Genomic DNA, 24,610 nt, shown 5'->3' on the forward strand with positions numbered 1-24,610 from the left:
GTGCTCTTGCGGACCGTCCGGCTACCGGCGGTCAGCGTCGGGACCATGGCGACGTGCCTTGCGCTGGGCTTACTTTCGCCGATCAGAACGGCGGCTTCAAGCCCTTGACACGTTGATGGCGGAATCCTACGTTGACTTGAAAATTCTACGTTAATTTGCGAGATCACCGGCCGAAAATTCCCTGACCGGGCACCCATGTGCATGGCTGTGGGAGCGCTCCCTCACGGCCGGTGACGTCGCGCCCTCGATCGATCAGCCGCGCCTGACGCGGCACACGAGTACGGAGGTCAGCGTGGAGCGCAACATCCTGTCCCGGCGGAACTTCCTGGGTCTCTCCATGGGCGTGGGCGCCGGTGTCGCGCTCGCCGCCTGCGGCAGCTCCGGTCCCGGCACCGGGTCCGGTGGCGGCAGCGGTGCCGGTGCGGCCAGCTACTGGTTCCTCACCGGCGCACCTGGTGAGGGCATCCGCACCAACACCGTCAACCGGTTCAACCAGGCCAACCCCAACAGCAAGATCACTGCGACGACGTTCCAGAACGACGCGTACAAGACGAAGATCAAGACTGCCATCGGCGCCGGCCAGGCGCCGACCATCATCTGGGGCTGGGGCGGCGGCACGCTGCGCAGCTACGTCCAGGCCGGCCAGGTCGAGGACCTGACCTCGTGGTTCGGCGAGAACGCGGCCGTCAAGGACCGGCTGTTCCCGTCGTCGTTCGGTGCGGCCACCATCGACGGCAAGATCTACGCGATGCCCGCCGAGACAGTGCAGCCGATCGTCCTGTTCTACAACAAGCGGGCCTTCGAGAAGATCGGCGCGCAGCCCCCGACGACCTGGGGCGACGTCATGGACCTCGTGCCCAAGTTCAACGCGGCGAAGATCGCGCCGTTCTCCCTCGGCGGCCAGTCGCGCTGGACCAACATGATGTGGCTCGAGTTCCTCTTCGACCGCATCGGCGGCAGCGAGGTCTTCCAGGCGGTCTTCGACGGCCAGAAGGACGCCTGGTCGCACCCGGCCGCGTTGCAGGCGCTGACCATGACCCAGGACCTCATCAAGGCCGACGGGTTCATCAAGGGCTTCTCCTCGATCACCGCCGACTCCAACGCCGACCAGGCATTGCTCTACACGGGCAAGGCGGCGATGATGCTGCACGGTACGTGGACCTACGGCGGTATGGCCGCCGACGGAGGTGACTTCGTGTCCAGTGGCAGCCTCGGCTACATGAACTTCCCGCCGGTCGACGGCGGCAAGGGCGACGTCTCCGACACGGTCGGCAACCCCGGGCAGTACTACTCGATCTCCTCGAAGGCCACGGCCGAGCAGAAGGAGACCGCGAAGAAGTTCTTCAAGGACGCGGTGCTCGCCGACGCCGAGGTCAAGGAGTGGGTGGACGCCGGTGCGGTGCCGATCGTCAAGGGCACCGAGAGCGCGTTCAGCGCCTCCAAGGACGCCGACTTCCTGAAGTTCGTCTACAACACGTCGGCCAACGCCAAGACCTTCGCGCAGTCGTGGGACCAGGCGCTGAGCCCGACCGCGGCGGAGAAGCTGCTCGACAACATCGCGCAGCTCTTCCAGCTCAAGATCTCGCCACAGCAGTGGGTGACCAACATGAACGGGACGATCGGGCAATGACCACCCTCGCTCCGCCCGTCCAGCGGAGGAGCAGCGAACAGACCTCCGCGGGCGGGCGGAGCGGGCCCGTCGCGTGGCTGGCCCTCCCGGCGTTCCTGATGTTCGCCGCGTTCGGGATCATCCCGCTGATCGGCGTGCTGGTGCTCAGCTTCACGCAGTGGGACGGCATCGGCGACATCCACCCGGCGGGCTTCGACAGCTGGACCACGGTCCTCAAGGATCCCGGTCTGGTGCACGCGCTCTGGGTCACCTTCCTGATCATGGCGCTGTCCTGGGCCTTCCAGACCCCGCTCAGCCTGCTGATCGGCGTCTACCTGGCGACGCAGAACCGCTACCGCGAGATCCTCGCGGTCATCTACTTCGTGCCGCTGCTGCTCAGCTCCGCGGCCCTGGCGATCACCTACAAGGCGCTGCTCGACCCCAACTTCGGGCTGGGCGCCGGGCTCGGCATCCCGTTGCTGCAACAGGACTGGCTCGGCCGCGACAACCTCGCCCTCGGCGTGCTGGTGTTCGTGGTCTCGTGGCAGTTCATCCCGTTCCACTCCCTGATCTACCAGAGCGGCGTGCGGCAGATCCCGACCGCGATGTACGAGGCGTCCGAGATCGACGGTGCCGGCCGGGTGCGGCAGTTCTTCAGCATCACGCTGCCCCAGCTCAAGTACACGATCATCACGTCGTCGACGCTGATGGTGGTCGGCTCGCTGACGTTCTTCGACCTGATCTTCGTGCTCACCGCCGGCGGGCCCGGTGACGCCACCCGCGCGCTCGCTCTCGACATGTACAAGCGCGGTTTCCAGGCCAACCTGATGGGCCCGGCGAGCGTGATCGCGGTGATCCTCGTGCTGGTCGGCCTCGGGCTCGCGCTGCTGCTGCGCCGCCTGGGCGGGCGGGACGCGACCGAGAGCCAGATGGAAGGCGTGTGACGTGGCGACGACCCTGACGACGACGGCGCCCGACCGGACGACCGAACCACGCGCGCCGCACCGGCCCGTCCTGCGCGGCCGCCGCCGGCGGGTCAACCTGCCGGCCGGCGTGGCGGGCCTGATCTGGCTGGCGATCGTGCTGATCCCGCTCTACTGGATCCTCATCACCAGCCTCAAGACGCAGGCCAACTATTTCCTCAGCAACCCGTTCACGCCGCCGACCGATCCGACCCTCGACAACTACCGCATGGTGATCGAGGCCGACTTCGTCCGGTACTTCGTCAACAGCGTGATCGTGACGGCGGGCGCGGTCATCCCGGCCGTGGCGATCTCGTTCATGGCCGCGTACGCGATCGTCCGGGCCGGCAACCGCAGCCGGTTCCTGCGCGCGGTCAACTCGGTGTTCCTGATGGGCCTGGCGATCCCGCTGCAGGCCGTGATCATCCCGGTCTACCTGATCATCATCCGGCTCAAGATGTATGACACCCTGATGGCGATCATCCTGCCCTCGATCGCCTTCGCCATCCCGCTGTCCGTGCTGGTGCTCTCCAACTTCATCCGCGACGTGCCGCGCGAGCTGTTCGAGTCGATGCGGATGGACGGCGCCAGCGAGTGGGGCACGCTCCGGCACCTGGCATTCCCGCTCGTGCGGCCCGCGCTGATGACCGTGACGATCTACAACGGACTGTCCATCTGGAACGGCTTCCTGCTGCCGCTGATCCTGACCCAAAGCCCCACTCAGCGCACGCTGCCGCTGGCGCTGTGGACCTTCCAGGGGCAGTACAGCATCAACGTGCCCGCGGTGCTCGCGTCCGTGGTGCTGACCACCCTGCCGATCCTCGCGCTCTACGTGGTCGGCCGGCGGCAGCTGGTCAGCGGCCTGACGGCCGGCTTCAGTAAGTAGGTTCAACGTCCCCGCGCGGGGTATGCGGCCCGGAAGGGACTAGGGCCTGTCCTGCCGATCAACGCGGCCTGCGACGGGCCCAGCCGCCGCCTGGCGGCGTCCCGGGATCACCCAGATACAACACCGGTATCCGGGCAATCCCGGGCCACCACCAGACAACGCCTGGACTCCGTCTCGGCTCGCGTTGATCGGCAGGACAGGCCCTAAACCACGCCGCGAAGGGGACACCGTGACCAGCACAGCGACCATCGCCGACCTGTCCACCGCGCGCGAGGTGGCCCGGCAGCTCCGGGTCGACTCCGTGCGGTCCAGCACGAGCGCCGGATCCGGCCATCCCACCTCGAGCATGTCGGCCGCCGACCTGCTCGCGGTGCTGGTCACCCGGCACCTGCGCTACGACTGGGACAACCCGGGGAACGACGCCAACGACCACCTCATCTTCTCCAAGGGCCACGCCTCACCGCTGCTGTACGCCGTGTACAAGGCGGTGGGCGTGATCTCCGACGAGGAGCTGATGACCGGCTACCGGCGGTTCGGGCAGCGGCTGCAGGGCCATCCCACGCCGGTGCTGCCCTGGGTCGACGTGGCCACGGGCTCGCTCGGCCAGGGTCTGCCGGACGGTGTCGGCGTGGCGCTGGCCGGGCGCTACCTCGACGAGGTGCCCTACCGCGTCTGGGTGCTCTGCGGCGACAGCGAGATGGCCGAGGGATCGATGTGGGAGGCGCTGGACAAGGCCGCCTACTACCGGCTCTCGAACCTGGTCGCGATCGTCGACGTCAACCGGCTCGGCCAGAGCGGGCCGACGGAACTGCAATGGGACCTCGACGCGTACGCCCGGCGGGCCGAGTCGTTCGGCGCCCGCGTGCTGATCGTCGACGGGCACGACGTGGACGCGATCGACGAGGCGTACACCTCGGCCACAAACCGCACCGACGACCGCCCGACGGTGATCCTCGCCCGCACGCTCAAGGGCCGCGGCTTCAGCGAGGTCGAGAACCTGGAGGGCTGGCACGGCAAGCCGCTGCCGGCGGAGATGGCGCAGCGGGCGATCCGGGAGCTGGGCGGCGAGAGCGACCTGGTGGTGCGCGGTCCGCAACCGCCGGACGAGCAGCCGGCGACCCGGCCGGCGCCGCGGGAGATGCCGGATCTGCCGCGCTGGGAGGTCGGTGAGAAGGTCGCGACGCGGCGGGCGTACGGCGACGCGCTGACCGCGCTCGGCGGCGGCCACCCGCGGATCGTGGCGCTCGACGGCGAGGTCGGCAACTCCACCTACTCGGAGGAGTTCGCGAAGGCGTTCGGCGACCGGTTCTTCGAGATGTACATCGCCGAGCAGCAGATGATCGCGGCCGCGGTCGGGCTGTCCGTGCGGCACTACGTCCCGTTCGCCTCCACGTTCGCGGCGTTCCTGTCGCGGGCGTACGACTTCATCCGGATGGCGTCCATCTCGCGCGCGAACATCCGGCTGGTCGGCTCGCACGCCGGCGTCGAGATCGGCGCGGACGGGCCGTCCCAGATGGCGCTGGAGGACCTGGCAATGCTGCGGGCCGTGCAGGGCTCGACGGTGCTCTACCCCAGCGACGCGGTCAGCACGGCCGCGCTGGTGCGGGCCATGGTCGGGCTGGACGGCGTGAGCTACCTGCGCACGACCCGCGGCGCGTACCCGGTGCTCTACGACCAGGGCGAGGACTTCCCGATCGGCGGGTCCAAGGTGCTGCGGTCGAGCCCCGACGACGCGGTGACGCTGGTCGGTGCCGGCGTGACCCTGCACCAGTGCCTGGCGGCGGCCGACCAGCTCGCGGCCGACGGCATCCGGGCGCGGGTGATCGACCTGTACTCGGTCAAGCCGATCGACACCGCGACCCTGCGCGACGCCGTGGCCGCCACCGACGGGCGGATCGTCGTCGTCGAGGACCATCACCCGGAGGGCGGGCTCGGCTCGGCGGTCGCCGACGCGCTGCTGGCCGCCGGCGCGCCGACGCTGCGCTTCACCCACCTCGCGGTGCGCGAGCTGCCCGGCTCCGGCTCGACGGCCGAGCAGCTCGGTGCCGAGGGCATCGACGCCGACACCATCGCCGGCGCCGCCCGCGCGCTGACTAGTTGAGCTTGAGCTGCCAGTCGGCGGGCACCCGGTCGGCCGGGCCAGGCACGGACTGGTCGGCCGGGTGGCTCTGCGGGTCCGCGAGCGGCGGGCCTTCGAGGAAGTCGCCGGTCGTGTAGTCGTAGTACCAGTCCTCGCCGGGCTCGTACGAGCGGATGATCTTGTGTGTGCTCGTGGTCGCGTGCTTGGTGGCGTGCTGCGACGGCGAGTTGTCGCAGCAGCCGATGTGCCCGCAGGTGGCGCACCGCCGCAGGTGCAGCCACCAGCCGCCGCTCTCTTCGCAGTCCGCGCATCCGGTGCCGGACGGGGGCACCTCGGGTCGTACCAGTTGTTCGGTCACGGTTCCTCCTCCTGGTTTTCGCCTTGTACCCCCGCCGGGCCCGGTCTCACGTGATCATTCGAGCACCCCACGTAAGATCGCCAGGTGAGTGGCCTGCTCAACAGCCTGCTCGACCAGCGGGCGATCCTCGTCTACGTGATCGTCGGCCTGGTCGTGTTCGCCGAGGACGCCCTCTTCTTCGGCTTCATCCTGCCTGGCGAGACCGCCGCCGTCCTCGGCGGCGTCGCGGCGAGTCTCGGGCACGTCAGCGTGGTCTGGATGAGCGTGATCGTGGTGGCGGCGGCGATCATCGGCGACACGGTGGGCTACGAGATCGGCTCGCGCTGGGGCTACCGCCTGCTGAGCGTGAAGGTGCTCCAGAAACGTGAGAAACAGGTGGAGTCGGCCCGGTCGTTGATCGCCAGACGGGGCGGGCCGGCGGTGTTCCTGGGACGGTTCATCGCGTTCCTGCGCGCGTTCGTGCCGTTCCTGGCCGGCGCTTCGCACATGCACTACCGCCGGTTCCTGGCCTGGAACGCGCTCGGCGGCCTGGTCTGGGGCGTGGGCTCGGTGCTGCTCGGCTTCCTCGCGGGCCACTCGTACCAGATGATCGAGGCCGCGGTCGGCAAGTGGGCCGCGATCGGGATCGGCGCGGCCGTGGTGGCCGCGCTGCTGGCCTGGGCGATCTACCGCCGGGTGCGCGAGCGCCGCGCGCACTAGGGTCGCGCGGCCAGCTTGATGGCGGCGGTCAGGTCCGCGGCCGTGAGGGCGCCGTCGGGGTCGATCAGCCACTGGATGGCCAGGCCGGCCAGCAGAGCCTGGGCCAGACCGCCGAGCAACCGAGCCTCCTCGCCCTCGCCGGCGCCGAACAGCCCGGCCAGCTCGGTGCGGCCCGTGCGCTGGCCGGCGACCAGGAAGTCGTGGATCTCCGGCAGCCGGTCGACCTGGCCGGCGAGCTCGAACTGGGTGGTCCAGAGCGGGCGCTGCGTGCGCACCGACTCGATCACCGCCGCCCAGACCGCCTCGGCCGAGCCGTCGGTGGTCTGCAGCGCCGTGGCCAGCTCGCCGCCCCACTCGGCCAGTGCCTCCATCAGCGCCTGGTTGAGCAGCTCGCGGGTCGAGCCGAAGTGGTAGCCGATCGCGGCGAGGCTGACCCCGGCCGCCGTGGCGATGTCGCGGGCGGTGGTGCGGGTGTAGCCGATGTCGCGCAGGCACTGCTTGGCACCCGCGATCAGGCTCTCCCGGTTTCCCATCCGGCGATTGTACAAGTGTCCAAGAACGGCTTGGTGTACGACTTGTAACCGGCGCCCGACCTCTGTGACGATGGAGGGCATGACCGAGGAGTGCACCGCTCGCGAGGTGCTCGACCGGGTCGGCGGCAAGTGGAGCATCGCGATCATCGTGGCCGCGGCCCAGGGCCCGGTGCGGTTCACCGAGCTGGAGCGGTCGATCGACGGGATCAGCCGGCGGATGCTCGCCCTCACCCTGCGCAATCTCGAACGCGACGGCCTGCTGACCCGCACGGTCTACCCGACCGTCCCGCCCAAGGTCGAGTACGTCGCGACCGACCTGGCCCGGGAGATCTACGACGCGCTGGTCACGCTGACCACCTGGGCCGAGCGGCACCGCGCGGAGATCGCCGCCGCGCGGGCCGCGTACGACCGGCGGGCGGCGTCCTGACATGGAGCTGACCGCGGACTGCACCCGCTGCGTGGGCCTGTGCTGCGTCGTGCCCGCCTTCGCCAAGTCCGTCGACTTCGCGATCGACAAGCCCGCCGGCCAGCCCTGCCCGCACCTGGGCGGCGACTTCCGCTGCGGCATCCACAGCAAGCTGCGGGCGGAGGGCTTCCGCGGCTGCACGGTCTACGACTGCTTCGGCGCGGGCCAGCACCTCACCCAGGAGACCTTCGGCGGCCGCGTCGACCGGCCGGCGATGGTCGCCGCCTTCCCGGTGATGCGGGAGCTGCACGAGCTGCTCTTCTATCTGACCGCGGCGCTGGAGCTGAAGCTGCCGGGGTCGCAACGGGCGGCGCTGGAGACCGCCCGAGCGCAGACGGAGGCGCTGACCGGCGGCACGGCCGACGAGCTGACGAAGCTCGACGTCGCGCCGCACTGGGCGGCCGTCAACGACCTGCTGATCCGGGCGAGCGCCACCGTGCGCGGCACCGCCACCGGGCCGCACCGCGAGCGCCGGGGAGCCGATCTGGTCGGCAAGGACCTGCGCCGCACCGACCTGCGGGCGGCCAACCTGCGCGGCGCGTACCTGATCGGGGCCGACCTGCGTGGCAGCGACCTGAGCTGGGCCGACCTGATCGGCGCGGATCTGCGCGACGCCGACCTGCGCGGTGCCCGCCTGCGCACCGCGTTGTTCGTGACACAGCCCCAGGTCGAGTCGGCCCGGGGCGACCACGGGACGGCGCTGCCGACGGGGCTGCGCCGCCCCGACCATTGGGGCTAGCTGAGCTGCTCGCCCACTTCGAACTGGACCGCGCCGTTGGCGTCGACGGCCGCGTCCAGCGACTTGTCGTCGAGCACCCGGGCGGCTTCGCCGTCGAGGAACAGCCGGGCGCCGGACGTGTCGACGACCTGGTCGCCCTCCTGCGGCGAGGTGGCGAGGCTCATCGTGAGCGCGCCCTGTGTCGGGTCGGACGCGATGCGGACGCCGGCACCGTCCGGCAGGTTCTGCTGGCCGGTGAGGTCGCGGATCACCGCGACCGCGTTGTCGGTCACTGCGAGCATGGTGAAACCCTCCAGTTTTGCGGCAGGGGAAATCGTTGAGACCGCAACTGATAGGGAAGCCGTTCCCAAACGGCGAGCGGTTCTGCGGCCGTCCAAGAACCACGTAACCCTCCGGCGCCGGATCTCGCAACCCGAACGCGACTTAACATGAGTTCATGAACCCGATGCCCGGCTCTGTATCCATCCGCGAGGTCGCACCCCGAGATGGGCTCCAGAACGAGGATCCGGTGCCGACCGCGGCCAAGATCGAGCTGCTGGACGCGCTGTCGGGCACGGGCGTACGGCGGATCGAGGCGGTCTCGTTCGTGCACCCGAAGGCGATTCCCCAGATGGCGGACGCCGACGCGGTGTGGTCGCAGGTGCGCAAGTCGCCTGCTGTGCGCTACTCGGCCCTCGTGCCCAACTCGCGGGGTGCCCAGCGCGCCCTGGCGGCCGGTTTCACCGAGGTCGAGGTCGTGGTCTCGGCGAGTGACACGCACAACAAGCGCAACGTCAACCGCTCGACCGCCGAGTCGCTCGACGACATCGCCGCGCTGATCGAGGAACTGCACGGCGCGGGCGCGAGCGCCGAGGTGATCATCGCGACCAGCTTCGGCTGCCCCTTCGAGGGCGACGTCGACCCCAAGCGGGTCGCCGACATCGTCGACCGGGTGGTGGCGGACGGTGCCGACCGGATCGCGTTCGGCGACACGACCGGCATGGCCACCCCGCGCCGGGTCACCGACGTGGTCACCCTCGTGCGCGAGCGCCAGCCGGACATCCCGGTGCTGCTCCACTTCCACAACACCAGGGGCACGGCGCTCGCCAACATCCTGACCGCGCTCGACCTGGGCATCACCGAGTTCGACGCGAGCGTGGGCGGGCTGGGCGGCTGCCCCTACGCACCGGGCGCGACCGGCAACGTGGCCACCGAGGAGGTCGTGCACATGCTCGAGGACATGGGCATCGACACCGGCATCGACCTGGACGCGCTGGTCGAGGCGGCGGCGCTGGCGCAGCGGGTCGTCGGCCGTGAGCTGCCGTCGGGTGTGCTGCGGGCGGGTCCGCGCACCAGACTGGTGTCGTGAACGTCGAACACCTGCGACGGGCGCGCGATCTGATCGACCGGGAATACGCCCGGCCGCTGGACGTGCCCGCGCTGGCCCGCGCCGCGCTGATGTCGCCGTCGCACTTCGCGCGCCAGTTCCGTGTGGCCTTCGGCGAGACGCCCTACCAATACCTGATGACCCGGCGGATCGAGCGGGCCCAGGCGCTGCTGCGCCGGGGCGACCTGTCGGTCACCGAGGTCTGCGTGGCGGTCGGTGCGACCTCGCTCGGCTCGTTCAGCGCGCGGTTCACCGAACTGGTGGGCGAGCCGCCGTCGGCGTACCGCGCCCGGGACCACAGCCGGCTCGCGGCGGTGCCGGCGTGCTTCGCCAAACGGCTGACCCGGCCGACAAGAGCAGTTTCGGAGAAGCGGCGGGCGCCTGCCCGGGCCTAGCGTCGAAGGCATGAACCTGACGCTTTCGCACTGCTTCATCCTCGTCGACGACCAGGACAAGGCGCTCGCCTTCTACCGTGACGTGCTGGGCCTCGAGGTCCGCAACGACGTCGACATGACCGACTGGGGCAACCCCTGGCGGTGGATCACGGTCGGGGTGCCCGGCCAGCCCGGCATCGAGATCGGGCTCGACCCGGCGGTCTCGCGGGCGCCGGACGACCAGGCGGCCATCCGCGAGCTGATCGCCAAGGGTGCGCTGGCGGCGCTGATCTTCGACACCGAGGACTGCGACGCGACGTTCGAACAGGTCCGCGCGTCCGGTGCCGAGGTGCTGCAGGAGCCGATCGACCAGCCGTACGGGGTGCGCGACTGCGCGTTCCGCGACCCGTCCGGCAACATGGTCCGCTTCAGCGAGCGGCGCGGGTGAAGGAACGGTCCGTTGTTAATGCGTTAACAACGGACCGTTCCTTTCGCTTAGGCCAGGCTGGCGACCGCCCGCCTGGTCAGCACGCCGGCCAGGTGGCGCCGGTAGTCGGCGCCGGCGAGCAGGTCGTCGCTCGGCCGGGTGTCGTCGGCCGCCCGGGCCGCGGCCGCGCCGACGGCCGCCGGGCTGTCGGCGCCGGCCAGCGCCGCCTCGGCCCGGCGCGCCCGCAGCGGGGTCGAGCCCATGTTCGTCAGCCCGACCCGGGCCTCCGCGATCGCGCCGTTCTCCCGGCGGACCAGTGCGGCCACGCCGACCAGGGCCCAGCCCTGCGCGACCCGGTTGAACTTCTCGTAGCGGCCCACCCAGGAGCCCTGTTTGGGCACCCGGACCGCGACCAGCACCTCGTCGGGCGCGACCACGCTCTCCAGATAGTCGACGAAGAACTCGCTCGCGGGCACGACGCGGCGCCCGTGCGGACCGGCGATCTCCAGCGACGCGCCCAGCACCAGCGCCACCGCGGGCAGGTCGCCGGCCGGGTCGGCGTGCGCCAACGACCCGGCGAACGTGCCGCGGTGCCGGATCTGCCGGTCGGCCACCGTCGAGGTGGCCTGCGCCAGCAGCGGCACGTGCGCGTTGACCAGCGGATCCCGCAGCACGCGGGCGTGGGTGACCATCGCGCCGATGACGATCGTGTCGCCGTCCTCGCGGACGTGCCGCAACTCCTCGACGCCGCCGAGGTCGACCAGCGTGCTCGGGGCCGCGAACCGCATCCGCAGCAATGGCAGCAGGCTCTGCCCGCCGGCGATCACCTTGGCGTCCTCGCCCGCGTCGCGCAGTGCGGAGATCGCCTCGTCGACGGTCGTCGGTGCGGCGTAGTCGAACGTCGGCGGGATCATGCCGCACCTCCCTGGACGGCCCGCCAGACCCGCTCCGGCGTGCACGGCATCGCGATGTCGTTGACACCCATCGGGCGCAGCGCGTCGACGATCGCGTTGACGACCGCCGGCGTCGAGGCGATCGTGCCGGCCTCGCCGACGCCCTTCGTGCCCAGTGGATGGTCGGGGGCCGGGCTCTCCGTGCGGTCGGTGACGAACGACGGCAGGTCGGCCGCCGTCGGCAGGGTGTAGTCGACCAGCGTGCCGGTCATCAGGTTGCCGTCCTCGTCGTACACGGCCTCCTCGAAGAGCGCCTGCGCGATGCCCTGGGCGATGCCGCCGTGCACCTGACCCTCGACGATCAGCGGGTTGATCACCCGGCCGATGTCGTCGACGGCCACGTACTTCCGGATGCTCACCCGGCCGGTCTCCGTGTCGACCTCGGTCGCGCACAGGTGGGTGCCGTGCGGGAACGAGAAGTTGACCGGGTCGTAGACCGCGTCGGCGTCGAGCGTCGGCTCGATCCCGTCGGGCAGGTCGTGCGCCGCGAACACCGCCAGCGCGCAGTCGGCGAGCGTCCGGCCGCCGTCGGGGTTGCCGCGCACCCGGAACCGGCCCTCGGCGAACTCGAGGTCGGCCGGGTCGCACTCGAGCATGTGCGCGGCGATCGGTTTGGCCTTGTCGAGGACCTTCTGGCAGGCGTTGTAGAGCGCGATGCCGCCGACCGCGAGCGAGCGCGAGCCGTAGGTGTCGAGTCCCTTGTAGGAGGTGCGGGTGTCGCCGTGCAGCACCTCGACGTCCTCGAACGGCACGCCGAGCTGGTCGGCCACGATCTGGCTCCACGCCGTCTCGTGACCCTGGCCGTGCGGCGACGTGCCGGTGACCACCTCGACCTTGCCGGTGGGCAGCATGCGTACGCTCGCGGTCTCCCAACCACCGGCGCCGTAGCGCAGCGCGCCGAGCACCCGCGACGGCGCGAGCCCGCACATCTCCGTGTAGGTCGAGATGCCGATGCCGAGGTGCACGGTGTCGCCTTCCGCCCGGCGGGCCTCCTGCTCCTTGCGCAGCTCGTCGTAGCCGAACAGCTCCATGGCCTTGTCGGTGGCCTTGTCGTAGTCGCCGGAGTCGTACTGCAGGCCGCACACCGTGGTGAACGGGAACTCGTCGGCCTTGATCCAGTTGCGCCGGCGTACCTCCATCGGATCGAGCCCGAGCTCGGTGGCCAGCTCGTCCATCAGCCGCTCGATCGCGTACGTGGCCTCCGGCCGCCCGGCGCCCCGGTAGGCGTCGGTGATCGTGGTGTTGGTAAAGACACCCGAGCATTCGAAGCGGTACGCGGGGAACTTGTAGATCGCGTTGTACATGAACGCGCCGAGGATCGGTACGCCCGGCCCGACCAGGCCCATGTAGGCGCCCATGTTGGCCATCAGCTTGACCCGCAGGCCGGTCACGGTGCCGTCGCGGCGGGCGGCCAGCTCGACGTCCTGGATCACGTCGCGGCCGTGGTGGGCCGAGACCAGGCTCTCGGAGCGGGACTCCGTGTATTTCACCGGGCGCCCCAGCCGCTTCGCGGCCACGAAGGCGATCAGCTCCTCCGGCGTCACCTGCAGCTTGCCGCCGAACCCGCCGCCGACGTCGGGTGCGATCACGCGGACCTTGTGCTCCGGCGTGCCGGTGACCGCGGCGAGCAGGAACCGCAGGATGTGCGGGATCTGGGTGGCCGACCAGATCGAGTAGACGTCGCCGGTCGGGTCGACGACCACGCTGCGCGGCTCCATGAAGGCCGGGATCAGCCGCTGCTGGACGTACCGCCGACGGATCACGACCTCCGCGTCGTCGAGCGCCGCGGCGGCGTCGCCGCCCGTGCCGGCCTCGCCCGAGTCGAACACCCAGGTGTAGCCCCGGTTGGTGCCCTTGTCGGCGTGCACCAGGTCGGCGCCGTCGGCCAGGGCCGCCTCCATGTCGAGCACGGCCGGCAGCGGCTCGTAGTCGACCTCGATCGCGGCGAGCGCGTCGAGGGCCGCCGCCCGGGATCGGGCCGCCACCACGGCGACCGCCTCGCCCATGAACTTCACCTCGTCGACCGCGATTGGCGGCCGGTCGGGGAGCACCATGTCCTCGGTGACGGGCCAGGCGCAGGGCAGCGCGCCCTGCACGTCGGCGACGTCACGGCCGGAGAAGGCCTCGACGACGCCCTTCGTCGCCAGCGCGGGCGACACGTCGATGCTGCTGATCCTGGCGTGCGCCATCGGGCTGCGCAGGATCGCCAGGTGCAGCATCCCGGGCAGCGTGACGTTCTCCGTCCAGGTGGTGCGGCCGGTGATCAGCCGGGCGTCCTCTTTGCGGCGGCGGGCGCTGCCGACCTCGGTGACAGTCATCAGCTCTCCCTCACGGCACCGGCTGCGGGATGGTCTCGTCGGGCACGTCCTGGCGGGGCAGGCCCGAGTCCGGTGTCTGCGCCTCACCCGCCCGCGGGGACGGCGGGGCGGGCTCGGCGTCGCCGCCGGCGCTGCGGATCTCGGCGCTCGCCTCCCGCACCGCGCGGACGATGTTCTGGTAGCCGGTGCACCGGCAGAGGTTGCCCTCCAACCCTTCGCGGATCTCGGCCTCGGTCGGGTCGGGGTTCTCCGTCAGCAGGTCGACCGCGGCCATGATCATGCCGGGGGTGCAGAACCCGCATTGCAGGCCGTGTGCCTCGTGGAACGCCCGCTGCACCGGGTGCAGCGTGCGGTCGGGGCCGGCGAGGCCCTCGATCGTGGTGATCTCCCGGCCGTCGGCCTGGACGGCCAGGACCGAGCAGCTCTTGATGCCCTGCTTGCGCCCCTCGGGGTCGGTCATCAGCACGGTGCACGCGCCGCAGTTGCTGGTGTCGCAACCAACGACGGTGCCAACCTTGCCGAGGCTTTCACGCAGGTGATGGACGAGCAGGGTGCGCGGTTCGACGTCGTCCTCGTATTCGACTCCGTCGACTTTCATCGATACCCGGGTCATCAAGCCCTCCCGGCTTGCTCCACTGCGGCCGGTGGGGGCCGGCACGCATGCTCAGCTCAGGCGAAGCCCTTAGCCAATCCCGTCAGGAGCGACACCGCAAGGGGCCGCCGTGCTATTTCGCGATGATCAGCACTAGTTCGTCGAGCGCCTCGACGGTGTGACCGGCCACGAACTCGTCGAGGTGGGGGAGTGCCGCGGCCATCCCGCCGGCCAGCGGTGCGAAGCCTTCCTTGCCGCGGTGGGGATTGACCCAGATCAGCCGGTACGCGAGGCGGGCCAGGCGGTGTGTCTGCGCGGCCAAGGCGGCGGGGTCGCCGCGTTCCCAGCCGTCGCTGAACACGACCACGATCGCGCCGCGGGCGGTGCCGCGCTGGCCCCAACGGTCGAGGAAGGCCTTGACCGCGTCGGCCAGCCGGGTGCCGCCGTGCCAGTCCGGGATCGCGACCGACGCGGCGTGCAGGGCGGCGTCGGCGTCGCGGTGGCGCAGCGCGCGGGTGATCCGGGTGAGTCGCGTGCCGAGCGTGAACACCTCGGTGCGGGTCGGGCGGCGGCGGACGGCGGCGTGCGAGAACCGCAACAGGGCGTCCGCGTACGCGCTCATCGAGCCGGACACGTCGACCAGCAGCACGAGCCGGCGCGGCCGTTCGGTGCGGCGGCGCCTGGCCAGCGTGGTCGGCTCACCGGCGTGCCGCAAGGCCGCGCGTACCGTGCGGGTCGCGTCGACCTCACCCCGTCGGGCGGGCCGGCGCCGGCGGCTGCGGCGGGGCGCGGGTTCGGGCCCGAGGAGCGCGAGCAGGCGCCGGACCTCGTCGCGCTCGGGCGCGGTGAGCAGGGCGAAGTCGCGCCGGCGGAGGATCTCGACGGTGCTGGCGGACAGACCGAGCACGTGCGGCTCGTCGTCGGTCGCGGTGCCTTCGCCGGGCGGACCCGAGGTGTACGGCGCGGCGACGCTGGGCAGGGTCGGCGTGGTGTCGAACGGGGTGCCCCGGCCAGGTCGGTGGCCGCCGAAGTAGGCGGCGAACGCGGCGTCGTAGATCGCCAGGTCGTCGGGTTCGCCGCAGAGCGTCTGGCGGCCGGCCCAGTAGAGGTCGCGTTCGTCGACACCGAGCGCGTCGACCGCGCGGAGCATGGTCTGCACCCGGTCAGGCCCGGCATCGACTCCGGCGTGGCGCAGCGTCCGCGCGAACCCGACGACCAACGCCGTGAGGTCGGCGGTCATGGCCCGGCGATGCCGACGGCCCGCACGCGCGCGACGTCCTCGCGGTATTTGAGGACGGCACCCAGCGTGACCGCGGCCAACTCGGGGTCGAGCGACCGGGCTCCGAGCGCGACGAGCGCACCGGCCCAGTCGATCGACTCGGCCACACCGGGCGGCTTGATCAGGTCGAGCTCCCGCATCCGCCCCGCGGCGGCGGCGACCTCGGCGGCCAGCCGCTCGGTGATCGCGGGCAACCGCTCGCGCAGGATCGCCACCTCGCGCTCGAACCCGGGATGCTCGACCCAGTGGTAGAGACACCGGCGCTTGAGCGCGTCGTGCACCTCACGGGTGCGGTTGCTGGTCAACACGGTCAACGGCGGTGTCGCGGCGGCGATCCGACCGAGCTCGGGCACGGTGATCGCGGCCTCGGCGAGGATCTCCAGCAGGAAGGCCTCGAACTCGTCGTCGGCCCGGTCGACCTCGTCGACGAGCAGCACGCAGGGGTTGGTCTCCAGGGCCCGCAGGAGCGGCCGGGCGATCAGAAACCGCCGGTCGTAGAGCCCGGCCTCGAGCGCGGCGGCATCCAGCGGCGCACCGCTGGCGGCGGCCTCGGCGGCTCGCAGGTGCAGGATCTGCCGGGGAAAGTCCCAGTCGTAGAGCGCCTGCGCCGCGTCGAGCCCCTCGTAACACTGCAACCGCACCAGGGTGGCACCGGTCGCGGTGGCGAGGGCCTGCGCGAACGCGGTCTTGCCGACGCCGGCCTCACCTTCGAGGAACAGCGGTCGCCCGAGCTTGAGCGCCAGAAACCCCGCGGTGGCCAGCCCCTCGTCGGCGAGGTAGCCGGTGGTCGCCAACGCCGTGGCCAACGCGCCGGGGGATTCGGGCAGCGGAGTGCTCACGCCGCCAACTATGCCAGCTTTCGTGATCGCCGGAACGGGGAGCGGGCCGGTGTGCAGGTGCCAGAGCGGCCCGCTCCCATCGGTCGAGGTGCTACCGGTTCGCGACCAGGTCCGCGGGCTCTGCACCGCCGGACACCGGGGCCGGCTTGCGCAGGGCCGCCGCCGCGACGAGCGCTCCCACGACGGCGATCAGTGCCGCACCGATGAACGCGGCCGAGAAGCCGGTGGTCAGCGCGTCGCGATCCCCGAGCCGGTCCGCGCCGAACGCGGCGGCCACGGCGGTCATCGCCGCCAGGCCGAGCGCGGAACCCACCTGGTAGCTGGTGTTCACGATCCCCGACGCCAGCCCGCCTTCCTCGGGTCGGGCGCTGGAGATCGCTGTGCCCAGCGACGGGATGAAGGCCAGCGCCATGCCGAGAGCGGCCACGAGCGAGGCCGGCAGGACGTCGACCAGGAATGTGCCGTCGGAACGGGCCAGCGACAGCCAACCCATCCCGGCCGCGAGAAGGACCATCCCGGTGACCACCATGGACTTCGCGCCGAACCGGTTGATCGCCCACGGCGCCAGGACGATCATCCCCACCATGATGAGGACGGTCATCGGAAGCAGCGCGGCGCCACTCGGGAAGGCGCTGTAGCCCAGCACCTGTTGGAGATAGAGGTTCAGGAAGAACCACATCGGGATCCACGCGCCGCCCAGGAGAAGCTGGGCGAGGTTGGCCCCGCCGAGGTTCGGCGTGCGGAAGATGGCCAGCCGCATCAACGGCTGACGCCGGCGGGCCTGGATCGCCACGAACGCCAGCAGCAGTGCGACCGCCGCGGCCAGCACCAGCCACGTGCGTGCCGAGTCCCAGCCGACCTGCGGGGCCGCGACGATGCCGTATACGGCGGCACCGAGCCCGGCGGTCACCGTCGCCGCACCCGCCCAGTCGACGCTGCTGCGGCCGCCGGCCGCGCCGGACGGCATCAACGCCGGCGTGGCGAGCAGGGCCACGACCGCGACCGGGATGTTGACGTAGAAGACCCACGGCCAGCTGACGTACTCGGTGATCACTCCGCCGAGGAACACGCCGGCCGTCCCGCCGGCCGGCGCCGCCGCGCCGTACCAGGCGAGCGCTCGGGTCAGCTCCCGGGGCGCGCCACCGAAGAGCATCATGAGCAGCGTCAGCGCCGACGGCGCGATCAGTGCCGCTCCGGCGCCCTGGACGGCCCGACCGGTCAACTCCATCGGGACCGACGCGGCCGTCCCGGCGACCACCGAGCCGACGAGCAGGATCGCCCAGCCCGCGGCGAACATCCGGCGGGCGCCGAACAGGTCCGACAGGCGGCCGCCGAGCAGCAGCAGACCACCGAACGCGACGACGTAGGCGTTGAAGACCCAGGACAGGTTCTCCTGGGAGAACCCGAGATCCTCCCGCATCCTGGGCAGGGCCACGCCGATGATCGACGTGTCCATGATGACGATGAACTGTGCGGCGGCGACGAGCGAGAGCGCCCACCACCGCCGAGAAGACGAAGGCACCAGATGTCCCATCCGGCCCGACACCACGCGGCGCGGGCCAAGCCTGCTGTTGATTACGGTTCGCTGACTCGGTAGCCCGCGGCGGTCACCGCGGCGGCGACGGCCAGGTCGTCGACGTCCCCGGCCACGGTGAGCCGCCCGCTGGCGGCGTCGACCTCGACTCCGGTCACGCCGGAGACCCTCCGCACCGCGGCATCCACCCGGGCCGCGCATGACGCGCACGTCATGCCCACGACGAGGAACTCCCGACCAAGACCGGCTGTCGTCGCGGCCGGATCCGTGGGCTGGCATGAACAGCTGTCACACATCTCGCACCTCCTGCGCTGATACCCCTGGGGGGTATGACGGCGAGACGTTAACATACCCCCGGGGGGTAGGTAAAGCGGCGTGCTGGGGCTGTCAGTCGTCGGGCTCCACGGTGAACCACCAGTCGCCGCTGACGTGGACCTGCAGCCGGACGCCGAGGCTCGTGTCCGTGCGCACCTCTCGGGCGTCCTGGGAGCTGCCGGGTATGTACGAGTAGTACCAGTTCCACTTCCAGGAGTTGTCGCGGAGATGGAACGACGTGCCCGGACCCCAGCCGCCCTTCTCGATCCGGTACACGTCCACGCCGGAGCGCTCGATCGCGTCGGACACCCGGTCGAAGGCGGCCTCGCTCGCGCCGTCGAGCGCTGGTTCGGGGTCGCTCGGGTTCGCACAGTCCGCCGCGCGATCCCGGAACGCACCCTGCGACCAGGTGAACACCCGGCACGTCGACCGGCCCCACCCGCCGGGCTCGTACAGATAGCTGGTCAGTGCGAGGTCGGTCGTCGCCGGCAGCACCTGGCGCTGCAGGCTCTCGACGTCGTGCCGCAGCCGCTCGGGCGGGTAGATCGGCGGGTCACCCTGGTCCGGGAGCCCGCCGGCGCCCGGCCCGAACGGCACGGCGAACGTGCCGGCGTCCGGCAGTTGGATCGCGCCGCCCGCCGTGAGCCCGACGAGGACGGCCACGGCCGCGGCCACGCCGCCTCCGACCGTCCGCCGGGCGCGGCCGCGGCGCAGCGCACGTCGGGCGGCGGCGAGCGTCAGCCCGGCGTCCGGACCGTATTCGGGGTAGCCGGGAGCGCCGGCCCGCAGGCGGGTGACGACGTCGTCATCGTCGCTCATCGCAGTTCCCCTTCCGCGAAGATCTGACGCAGCCGGGCGATTCCCCGCGCGTGGTGGGACTTGACTGTGCCGACCGAGATCTCCAGCTCGCGCGCGACCTCGGTCTCGGTGAGGTCGAGCAGGTGCCGCATGACCACGACCCGCCGCTGCGTGAGCGGCAGCCGAGCTAGCGCCTGGACCACGGCGTTGCGGGCGACCACGGCGCCGGTGTGGTCCGGGCCGGCCCGGTCCGGCAGCGCGCCCGGGTCGACGAGCACCTCGCGACGCGTGCGACGCCACCCGTCGATGCGCAGGTTGACCAGGACCCGGCGCGCGTACGCCTGCGGGTCGCCGTCGCGTGCCGCCCGCCAGGAGCGGTAGGTGCGCTCGTAGGTGGCCTGGACGAGTTCCTCCGCCCGGACCGGGTCACCACACAACAGCACGGCGGTGCGCAGCAGATAGCGACCGGAGGCGGCCACGAAGTCGAGAAACTCTTCGTCACGCGTGCCCACGGCGGATCGCTCGCTGTCCATGCTCACATCAAGCCACCACGCAGCAGCATGACCGAACGTTGTCACGCGCGCGGAAGGATCAGGCGAACAGCGCGCTGACGGACTCTCCGTTGTGGATGCGGCGCATGGCCTCGGCCAGGGCCGGGGCGATCGAGAGCACCGTCAGTTGCGGGACGCGTTTTTCGGCCGGGATCGGGACCGTGTTCGTGCAGACGATCTCGCGGACCCCGTCCAGCGTCGCCAGGCGGTCCAGGGCGTCCTCCGCGAACAGGCCGTGGGTGCAGACCAGGCGGATCGAGCGGGCCTTGAGCTGGTGCAGGTGGTCGACCAGCTCGATCACCGTGCTGCCCTTGGCGATCTCGTCGTCCAGGACGATCACGTCGCGGTCCGTGACGTCGCCGATGACCGCGCTGATGCGGACCCGGTCCTGGAAGCGTTGTTTCGCGCCCGCCGCCACCGGTGTGCCGAGCATCCGCGCGAACGCCGCCGCTTCCTTCGCGTTGCCCAGGTCCGGCGAGACCACGACCGTCTCGCTCAGGTCCTCGCCCTTGAAGTGGGCGGCCAGCTCGCGCAGCGCGTGCAGGTGGTCGACCGGGATGCTGAAGAAACCGTGCACCTGCGGCGAGTGCAGCGTCATCGCCAGCACGCGGTGCGCGCCCGCCGACACCAGCAGGTCCGCGACCAGGCGGGCGCCGATCGAGATGCGCGGCGCGTCCTTCTTGTCCGAGCGGGCGTACGCGAAATGGGGCAGCACCACCGTGATCCGCCCGGCCGAGGCGCCGCGGGCCGCGTCGATCATGAACAAGAGCTCGACCAGGTTCTCCTGGGTCGGCGCGACGATCGGCTGGATCAGGAAGACGTCGCGCTCCCGGCAGTTGGCCTGCAGCTGCACCTCTAGGCAGTCGTTGGCGAAGCGGGAGATCCTGGTCGGCAGCAACGGCACGCCCAGGTGGGCGCAGATGTCCGTTGCCAGCTCGGGATGGGCACCACCGCTGAAGACCGCGATCTCGCGCACGGATTCGATCCTATTCGGGCGCCCACCGGCCCGGCACAATGGCCCGCATGCCGCACGTCGCCGCGATCGACCAAGGGACCACCTCCTCCCGCTGCATCGTCTTCGACGCCGACGGCGGGATCGTGTCCGTCGCCCGGCGCGAGCACCGCCAGCGCTATCCGCAGCCTGGTTGGGTCGAGCACGACGCCGCCGAGATCTGGGCCGACGTGCGCGCCGTCGTGGACGAGGCGGTCGCGGGATACGACATCGCCGCGCTCGGCATCACCAACCAGCGCGAGACCACCGTGGTCTGGGACCGGGTCACCGGCGAGCCCGTGCACCACGCGATCGTCTGGCAGGACACCCGGACCGAACCGATTCTGCGTACGCTCGCCGACCGTGCCGACGAGATCCGCCGGATCACCGGGTTGCCGCTGGCCACCTACTTCGCCGGGCCCAAGGTGCGCTGGCTGCTCGACCACGTCGACGGGCTGCGCGACCGCGCCGAGCGCGGTGACGTGCTGTTCGGCACCATCGACAGCTGGCTGATCTGGAACCTGACCGGCCGGCACGTCACCGACGTCACCAACGCCAGCCGGACGCTGCTGATGGACCTGCGCACCCTCGACTGGAGCCCGGACCTGCTCGACGCCATGGGCGTGCCGCGGGCGATGCTGCCCGAGATCCGGCCGTCGGCCGAGGTCTACGGGACGGCCCGCGGCGGGCTGGTGGACGGCGTGCCCGTGGCCGGCGCGCTCGGCGACCAGCAGGCGGCGCTGTTCGGGCAGGCCTGCTTCCAGCCCGGCGAGGGCAAGTGCACCTACGGCACCGGCAGCTTCCTGCTGGTCAACACCGGTGCGACCCCGGTGGTGTCCCGGCACGGGCTGCTCACCACGGTCGGCTACCAGGTCGGCTCCGGCGCGCCCGCGTACGCCCTGGAAGGCGCGATCGCCGTGACCGGCGCACTGGTCCAGTGGCTGCGCGACAACCTCGGCCTGATCGGCAGCGCCGACGAGATCGAGGCGCTGGCGGCGTCGGTCGACGACAACGGCGGCTGCTACATCGTGCCGGCGTTCTCCGGGCTGTTCGCGCCGCACTGGCGCGGCGACGCGCGGGGCGTGATCGCCGGGCTGACCGGCTACATCACCCGCGCGCACGTGGCCCGCGCGGCGCTGGAGGCGAGCGCCTGGCAGACCCGCGAGGTGGTGGACGCGATGAACGCCGACACCGACGTGGCCCTGCGCCGGTTGCGGGTCGACGGCGGGATGACCGTCAACGACCTGCTCATGCAGACGCTGTCGGACGTGCTCGACCTGCCGGTGGTGCGACCGCGGGTCACGGAGACGACCTGCCTCGGCGCGGCCTACGCGGCCGGGCTCGCGGTGGGTTTCTGGCCGGACCTCGACGCGTTGCGCGCGCACTGGCAGGCCGACCGCGACTGGCAGCCCCTCGTGGACAAGGCCCGCCGCGAGCGCGAGTGGGCACAGTGGCGCAAGGCGGTGTCCCGTACCCTCGACTGGGTCTAGTTTTACCAGGGTTCGCCGGTGAGCCGTTCGTAGATGTCGATGTAGCGCGCCCGGGTCACCGCCACGACGTCGGCCGGCACCGGTGGCGGCGTCGACTTCTTGTCCCAGCCCGCCTCGGTCGCCCAGTCGCGGACGAACTGCTTGTCGAACGAGAACTGGGCGCGCCCCGGCTCGTAGTCGTCGGCCGGCCAGAACCGCGACGAGTCCGGGGTCAGCACCTCGTCGGCCAGCACGAGGGCGCCGTCGGGCGCGCGACCGATCTCGATCTTGGTGTCCGCGATCAGCACGCCGCGCTCGGCCGCCAGCTCGGCGCCCCGCCGGTAGACGGCCAGCGTGATGTCCCGGATCGCCTCCGCGGTCTCCCGCCCGACCTCGGCGATCACCTGGTCGAAGGAGATCGGCTCGTCGTGTGCGCCGGCGGGCGCCTTGGTGGACGGCGTGAAGATGGGGTCGGGCAGCCGGGCCGCCTCGACCAGGCCGGGTTCGAGCGGCACCCCGGAGACCGTGCCGGTGCGGTCGTACTCCCGCTTGCCGCCGCCGGTCAGATAGCCGCGGGCGACGCACTCGACCGGCAGCATGTCGAGCCGGCGGACCCGGATCGCCCGCCCGGCGAACTCGGCCGGCACGTCGGTCCACGAGATCACGTGGTTGGGCACGATGCCGGCGAGCTGCTCGAACCACCACAGCGACAGCCGGGTCAGGATCGCGCCCTTGTCGGGAATCGGCGTCGGCAGGATCACGTCGTAGATGGACAGCCGGTCGGACGCCACCAGCACGAGCTCGTCGCCGTCGGCGTACACGTCACGGACCTTGCCCTGGTGCACCAGCTCCACGATTTCAGTAGATCACGGGCTGTTGACACCCGTCGGTACGGGCGGTCTAGTTGACGGTCCGGTAACTTGCCCCGACAGCGAGGAGTCCGCGCGTGCGCACCTTCCCCTGCCGGCCGGTGGTCGCGTTGCTCGCGGCCGTCTCGCTGCTGGCCGGCGGCTGCTCGGCGGGTCGCGAGGAAGGGTCGAGCGGCCCGGTGACGATCTCGGTTTTCTGGTACGGCGACCAGGCGCGCGCCGAACGCACCGAGGCGGCGCTCGAGCTCTACTCGACCCGGCACCCGGGCACCACGTTCAAAATCACCTGGCAGGGTGCGCAGGGCTACTACGACCGCCTGGCCACGCAGGCGGTGGGCGGCAACGCGCCCGACCTGTTCCAGATCGACGACAGCCGGCTGGTCGACTACGCCAACCGGGGGCTGCTGCTCGACCTGAGCGCGGCGGCCACGGACGGCCGGATCGACGTCACGGCGTTCCCGCCGGGGCTCGCCGGGTACGGCACCGTCAACGGCAAGGTGGTCGGGGTGGCCGCCGGCGCCGAGACCCCGGCCCTCGTCTACAACCGCACCATGGTCCGCGAGCTGCGGGTGGCCGAGCCGAAGACCGGTATGACCTATCCGCAGCTGTTCACCTGGGCCGCGGAGGTCGGCGAGGAGAGCGACGGCGAGATCGCGGGCCTGGCCGACGGGTCCGGCGACCTCGACGCGTACTGGATGTGGCTGCGGGCGCAGGGCAAGGACCTCTACGAGGGCGCCGCGCCCGGCTTCGCGCCCGGCGACACCGCACGGTGGTTCGCGATGTGGCAGGAGGCCCGCGCGGCCGACGCGATCGCCCGCCCGGCCGGCGAGCGGGCCCTGACCGAGGGTGCGGCCGTCGCCGCGTTCGGCTGGTCCGCCGAGTTCCCGGCCTGGCAGCAGCGCGACGACGACGATCTCGCGCTGGTCGCCCGCCCGGGCGACACCCGCGCGCAGTGGTCGCGGGCTTCCTACTACTGGGCTGGCTACCGCGGCACCCGGCACCCGGACGTGCTCGCCGACGTCGTCAACTTCCTGACCAACGACCCACAGGCCGGGCGCCAACTCGGCGACGTCCGGGGTTTCGCGCCGAACCTGGAGGTGCGCGAGGCCAACGCCACCGACCTGGCCGACGGGCCGGCCCGCACCGCGCACGAGTTCGAGAGCGCGATGCGTGACCGGATCGGCCCGTCGCCGGCCCCGCCGCCGGCCGCGCACGCCAAGCTGCGTGAGCTGCTGGCCGCGGCGGCCGCGACCGTGGCGAGCGAGAAATACAGCCCGGACGACGCCGCCGCCGAGTTCTCCCGCGCGGCCGCCACCGCCCTGGCGAGCTAGCCGCGCTTGCGGCTCCGCTTGGTGACGAGCACGACGGCGAGCACGATCAGCGCGATCACGACCAGGCAGCAGAGCAGGCTGCCGACGCCGAGGAAGCCCAGGCCGCCACGCCGGCGGCGGGCCGCCTCGTAGACGATCTCGGACGTGCCGGACGTGCTGGCCCAGGCGACGGCGGGCACGAAGACGGCCAGCGTCGCGGCGGTGACGACCGCGCCGACCCGGCCGGCCCATTTGCGGAGGAGTTCCATGTAGCCATCCTGCGGTGCGGGCGC

The 24,610-nt window shown here is 71.5% G+C and carries 27 protein-coding genes; 12 read left to right on the forward strand and 15 right to left on the reverse strand.

What is annotated here, in order from left to right; all coding sequences use genetic code 11:
• Window positions 1–292 precede the first annotated feature (292 nt).
• The 4 genes from Air01nite_RS09860 to Air01nite_RS09875 all read left to right on the forward strand — a co-directional run bounded on the left by Air01nite_RS09860 (window position 293) and on the right by Air01nite_RS09875 (window position 5,558).
• On the forward strand, window positions 293–1,630 hold the full coding sequence (locus tag Air01nite_RS09860; protein ID WP_239090619.1) for an extracellular solute-binding protein: 1,338 nt from the start codon (window positions 293–295) through the stop codon (window positions 1,628–1,630).
• On the forward strand, window positions 1,627–2,553 hold the full coding sequence (locus Air01nite_RS09865) for a carbohydrate ABC transporter permease (RefSeq protein ID WP_203701674.1): 927 nt from the start codon (window positions 1,627–1,629) through the stop codon (window positions 2,551–2,553). The genes Air01nite_RS09860 and Air01nite_RS09865 overlap by 4 nt, the downstream gene beginning before the upstream one ends.
• A gap of 1 nt (window position 2,554) precedes the next feature.
• On the forward strand, window positions 2,555–3,457 hold the full coding sequence (locus Air01nite_RS09870) for a carbohydrate ABC transporter permease (RefSeq protein WP_239090620.1): 903 nt from the start codon (window positions 2,555–2,557) through the stop codon (window positions 3,455–3,457).
• Window positions 3,458–3,686: 229 nt separating this feature from the next.
• A complete protein-coding gene (locus tag Air01nite_RS09875) occupies window positions 3,687–5,558 on the forward strand; it encodes a transketolase (RefSeq protein WP_203701675.1) in 1,872 nt (623 codons plus the stop codon).
• Here Air01nite_RS09875 and Air01nite_RS09880 read toward each other — a convergent pair.
• The gene (locus Air01nite_RS09880; RefSeq protein WP_203701676.1) at window positions 5,551–5,895 is read right to left on the reverse strand and encodes a UBP-type zinc finger domain-containing protein; all 345 of its coding nucleotides are present in this window, start codon (window positions 5,893–5,895) and stop codon (window positions 5,551–5,553) included. The two genes, Air01nite_RS09875 and Air01nite_RS09880, sit on opposite strands and share 8 nt — an antisense overlap.
• A gap of 84 nt (window positions 5,896–5,979) precedes the next feature.
• Between Air01nite_RS09880 and Air01nite_RS09885 the strand changes: the two genes are divergently transcribed.
• Complete coding sequence (locus Air01nite_RS09885; protein ID WP_203701677.1) at window positions 5,980–6,594, forward strand: DedA family protein; 615 nt, start codon at window positions 5,980–5,982, stop codon at window positions 6,592–6,594.
• Here the strand turns inward: Air01nite_RS09885 and Air01nite_RS09890 are convergent.
• The gene (locus Air01nite_RS09890; protein ID WP_203701678.1) at window positions 6,591–7,127 is read right to left on the reverse strand and encodes a TetR/AcrR family transcriptional regulator; all 537 of its coding nucleotides are present in this window, start codon (window positions 7,125–7,127) and stop codon (window positions 6,591–6,593) included. The two genes, Air01nite_RS09885 and Air01nite_RS09890, sit on opposite strands and share 4 nt — an antisense overlap.
• Window positions 7,128–7,197: 70 nt before the next feature.
• On the opposite strand from Air01nite_RS09890, the gene Air01nite_RS09895 reads away from it, so the two are divergent.
• Window positions 7,198–7,554: a winged helix-turn-helix transcriptional regulator gene (locus Air01nite_RS09895; RefSeq protein ID WP_203701679.1), complete on the forward strand. Its 357-nt coding sequence runs from the start codon at window positions 7,198–7,200 to the stop codon at window positions 7,552–7,554.
• A 1-nt stretch (window position 7,555) separates the two neighbouring features.
• Window positions 7,556–8,332 carry a pentapeptide repeat-containing protein gene (locus Air01nite_RS09900; protein ID WP_203701680.1) on the forward strand — a complete coding sequence of 259 codons (777 nt, stop codon included), beginning with the start codon at window positions 7,556–7,558 and terminating at the stop codon, window positions 8,330–8,332.
• On the opposite strand, the gene Air01nite_RS09905 is transcribed toward Air01nite_RS09900, so the two are convergent.
• Complete coding sequence (locus Air01nite_RS09905) at window positions 8,329–8,613, reverse strand: adhesin (RefSeq protein ID WP_203701681.1); 285 nt, start codon at window positions 8,611–8,613, stop codon at window positions 8,329–8,331. The two genes, Air01nite_RS09900 and Air01nite_RS09905, sit on opposite strands and share 4 nt — an antisense overlap.
• Before the next feature lie 164 nt (window positions 8,614–8,777).
• Here Air01nite_RS09905 and Air01nite_RS09910 point away from each other — a divergent pair, with 164 nt between their 5' ends.
• From Air01nite_RS09910 to Air01nite_RS09920, 3 genes are read left to right on the forward strand one after another with little or no spacing between them, the layout of a single operon-like run.
• Window positions 8,778–9,680, forward strand: a complete 903-nt coding sequence (locus tag Air01nite_RS09910) for a hydroxymethylglutaryl-CoA lyase (RefSeq protein ID WP_203701729.1) — start codon at window positions 8,778–8,780, stop codon at window positions 9,678–9,680.
• A complete protein-coding gene (locus Air01nite_RS09915; RefSeq protein WP_203701682.1) occupies window positions 9,677–10,093 on the forward strand; it encodes a helix-turn-helix domain-containing protein in 417 nt (138 codons plus the stop codon). Before Air01nite_RS09910 ends, Air01nite_RS09915 begins: the two co-directional genes overlap by 4 nt.
• Window positions 10,094–10,103: 10 nt before the next feature.
• The gene (locus Air01nite_RS09920) at window positions 10,104–10,520 is read left to right on the forward strand and encodes a VOC family protein (protein WP_203701683.1); all 417 of its coding nucleotides are present in this window, start codon (window positions 10,104–10,106) and stop codon (window positions 10,518–10,520) included.
• A gap of 47 nt (window positions 10,521–10,567) precedes the next feature.
• Here the strand turns inward: Air01nite_RS09920 and Air01nite_RS09925 are convergent, their stop codons facing one another.
• From Air01nite_RS09925 to Air01nite_RS09970, 10 genes are all read right to left on the reverse strand, one after another.
• Window positions 10,568–11,413: an FAD binding domain-containing protein gene (locus Air01nite_RS09925; protein WP_203701684.1), complete on the reverse strand. Its 846-nt coding sequence runs from the start codon at window positions 11,411–11,413 to the stop codon at window positions 10,568–10,570.
• Complete coding sequence (locus tag Air01nite_RS09930; protein ID WP_203701685.1) at window positions 11,410–13,770, reverse strand: xanthine dehydrogenase family protein molybdopterin-binding subunit; 2,361 nt, start codon at window positions 13,768–13,770, stop codon at window positions 11,410–11,412. Before Air01nite_RS09930 ends, Air01nite_RS09925 begins: the two co-directional genes overlap by 4 nt.
• Before the next feature lie 10 nt (window positions 13,771–13,780).
• The gene (locus tag Air01nite_RS09935) at window positions 13,781–14,368 is read right to left on the reverse strand and encodes a (2Fe-2S)-binding protein (protein ID WP_203701686.1); all 588 of its coding nucleotides are present in this window, start codon (window positions 14,366–14,368) and stop codon (window positions 13,781–13,783) included.
• Window positions 14,369–14,495: 127 nt separating this feature from the next.
• Window positions 14,496–15,602, reverse strand: coding sequence for a vWA domain-containing protein (locus Air01nite_RS09940; RefSeq protein WP_203701687.1), 1,107 nt, complete (start codon window positions 15,600–15,602; stop codon window positions 14,496–14,498).
• Window positions 15,599–16,480, reverse strand: a complete 882-nt coding sequence (locus Air01nite_RS09945; RefSeq protein ID WP_203701688.1) for an AAA family ATPase — start codon at window positions 16,478–16,480, stop codon at window positions 15,599–15,601. Before Air01nite_RS09945 ends, Air01nite_RS09940 begins: the two co-directional genes overlap by 4 nt.
• A 91-nt stretch (window positions 16,481–16,571) precedes the next feature.
• The gene (locus tag Air01nite_RS09950) at window positions 16,572–18,002 is read right to left on the reverse strand and encodes an MFS transporter (protein WP_203701689.1); all 1,431 of its coding nucleotides are present in this window, start codon (window positions 18,000–18,002) and stop codon (window positions 16,572–16,574) included.
• 53 nt (window positions 18,003–18,055) lie between these two features.
• Window positions 18,056–18,364: a heavy-metal-associated domain-containing protein gene (locus tag Air01nite_RS09955; RefSeq protein ID WP_308439962.1), complete on the reverse strand. Its 309-nt coding sequence runs from the start codon at window positions 18,362–18,364 to the stop codon at window positions 18,056–18,058.
• A 37-nt stretch (window positions 18,365–18,401) separates the two neighbouring features.
• On the reverse strand, window positions 18,402–19,148 hold the full coding sequence (locus tag Air01nite_RS09960; RefSeq protein WP_203701691.1) for a hypothetical protein: 747 nt from the start codon (window positions 19,146–19,148) through the stop codon (window positions 18,402–18,404).
• The gene (locus Air01nite_RS09965) at window positions 19,145–19,639 is read right to left on the reverse strand and encodes a SigE family RNA polymerase sigma factor (RefSeq protein WP_239090623.1); all 495 of its coding nucleotides are present in this window, start codon (window positions 19,637–19,639) and stop codon (window positions 19,145–19,147) included. The genes Air01nite_RS09960 and Air01nite_RS09965 overlap by 4 nt, the downstream gene beginning before the upstream one ends.
• A 79-nt stretch (window positions 19,640–19,718) precedes the next feature.
• Window positions 19,719–20,654 (reverse strand): ribose-phosphate diphosphokinase, encoded by a 936-nt coding sequence (locus Air01nite_RS09970; protein WP_203701693.1) that lies wholly within the window; start codon window positions 20,652–20,654, stop codon window positions 19,719–19,721.
• A 47-nt stretch (window positions 20,655–20,701) separates the two neighbouring features.
• Here Air01nite_RS09970 and glpK point away from each other — a divergent pair, with 47 nt between their 5' ends.
• A complete protein-coding gene (glpK, locus tag Air01nite_RS09975) occupies window positions 20,702–22,159 on the forward strand; it encodes a glycerol kinase GlpK (RefSeq protein WP_203701694.1) in 1,458 nt (485 codons plus the stop codon).
• Window positions 22,160–22,161: 2 nt separating this feature from the next.
• Here glpK and Air01nite_RS09980 read toward each other — a convergent pair whose 3' ends face one another.
• Complete coding sequence (locus Air01nite_RS09980) at window positions 22,162–22,992, reverse strand: phosphoribosylaminoimidazolesuccinocarboxamide synthase (RefSeq protein WP_203701695.1); 831 nt, start codon at window positions 22,990–22,992, stop codon at window positions 22,162–22,164.
• Between the two features lie 92 nt (window positions 22,993–23,084).
• Here Air01nite_RS09980 and Air01nite_RS09985 point away from each other — a divergent pair, with 92 nt between their 5' ends.
• Complete coding sequence (locus Air01nite_RS09985; RefSeq protein WP_203701696.1) at window positions 23,085–24,338, forward strand: ABC transporter substrate-binding protein; 1,254 nt, start codon at window positions 23,085–23,087, stop codon at window positions 24,336–24,338.
• On the opposite strand, the gene Air01nite_RS09990 is transcribed toward Air01nite_RS09985, so the two are convergent.
• Window positions 24,335–24,586 (reverse strand): hypothetical protein, encoded by a 252-nt coding sequence (locus Air01nite_RS09990; RefSeq protein ID WP_203701697.1) that lies wholly within the window; start codon window positions 24,584–24,586, stop codon window positions 24,335–24,337. The two genes, Air01nite_RS09985 and Air01nite_RS09990, sit on opposite strands and share 4 nt — an antisense overlap.
• Window positions 24,587–24,610 lie beyond the last annotated feature (24 nt).

This window comes from Asanoa iriomotensis, assembly GCF_016862515.1.
Taxonomy (GTDB): Bacteria; Actinomycetota; Actinomycetes; order Mycobacteriales; family Micromonosporaceae; genus Asanoa; species Asanoa iriomotensis.

Coding starts and splice junctions, on each gene's coding strand:
- Air01nite_RS09940 (WP_203701687.1), bottom strand. CDS start 15,602: ATGACCGCCGACCTCACGGCGTTGGTCGTCGGGTTCGCGCGGACGCTG.
- Air01nite_RS09895 (WP_203701679.1), top strand. CDS start 7,198: ATGGAGGGCATGACCGAGGAGTGCACCGCTCGCGAGGTGCTCGACCGG.
- Air01nite_RS09925 (WP_203701684.1), bottom strand. CDS start 11,413: ATGATCCCGCCGACGTTCGACTACGCCGCACCGACGACCGTCGACGAG.
- Air01nite_RS09990 (WP_203701697.1), bottom strand. CDS start 24,586: ATGGAACTCCTCCGCAAATGGGCCGGCCGGGTCGGCGCGGTCGTCACC.
- Air01nite_RS09905 (WP_203701681.1), bottom strand. CDS start 8,613: ATGCTCGCAGTGACCGACAACGCGGTCGCGGTGATCCGCGACCTCACC.
- glpK (WP_203701694.1), top strand. CDS start 20,702: ATGCCGCACGTCGCCGCGATCGACCAAGGGACCACCTCCTCCCGCTGC.
- Air01nite_RS09955 (WP_308439962.1), bottom strand. CDS start 18,364: ATGTTAACGTCTCGCCGTCATACCCCCCAGGGGTATCAGCGCAGGAGG.
- Air01nite_RS09935 (WP_203701686.1), bottom strand. CDS start 14,368: ATGAAAGTCGACGGAGTCGAATACGAGGACGACGTCGAACCGCGCACC.
- Air01nite_RS09890 (WP_203701678.1), bottom strand. CDS start 7,127: ATGGGAAACCGGGAGAGCCTGATCGCGGGTGCCAAGCAGTGCCTGCGC.
- Air01nite_RS09930 (WP_203701685.1), bottom strand. CDS start 13,770: ATGACTGTCACCGAGGTCGGCAGCGCCCGCCGCCGCAAAGAGGACGCC.
- Air01nite_RS09910 (WP_203701729.1), top strand. CDS start 8,778: ATGCCCGGCTCTGTATCCATCCGCGAGGTCGCACCCCGAGATGGGCTC.
- Air01nite_RS09900 (WP_203701680.1), top strand. CDS start 7,556: ATGGAGCTGACCGCGGACTGCACCCGCTGCGTGGGCCTGTGCTGCGTC.
- Air01nite_RS09960 (WP_203701691.1), bottom strand. CDS start 19,148: ATGAGCGACGATGACGACGTCGTCACCCGCCTGCGGGCCGGCGCTCCC.
- Air01nite_RS09865 (WP_203701674.1), top strand. CDS start 1,627: ATGACCACCCTCGCTCCGCCCGTCCAGCGGAGGAGCAGCGAACAGACC.
- Air01nite_RS09920 (WP_203701683.1), top strand. CDS start 10,104: ATGAACCTGACGCTTTCGCACTGCTTCATCCTCGTCGACGACCAGGAC.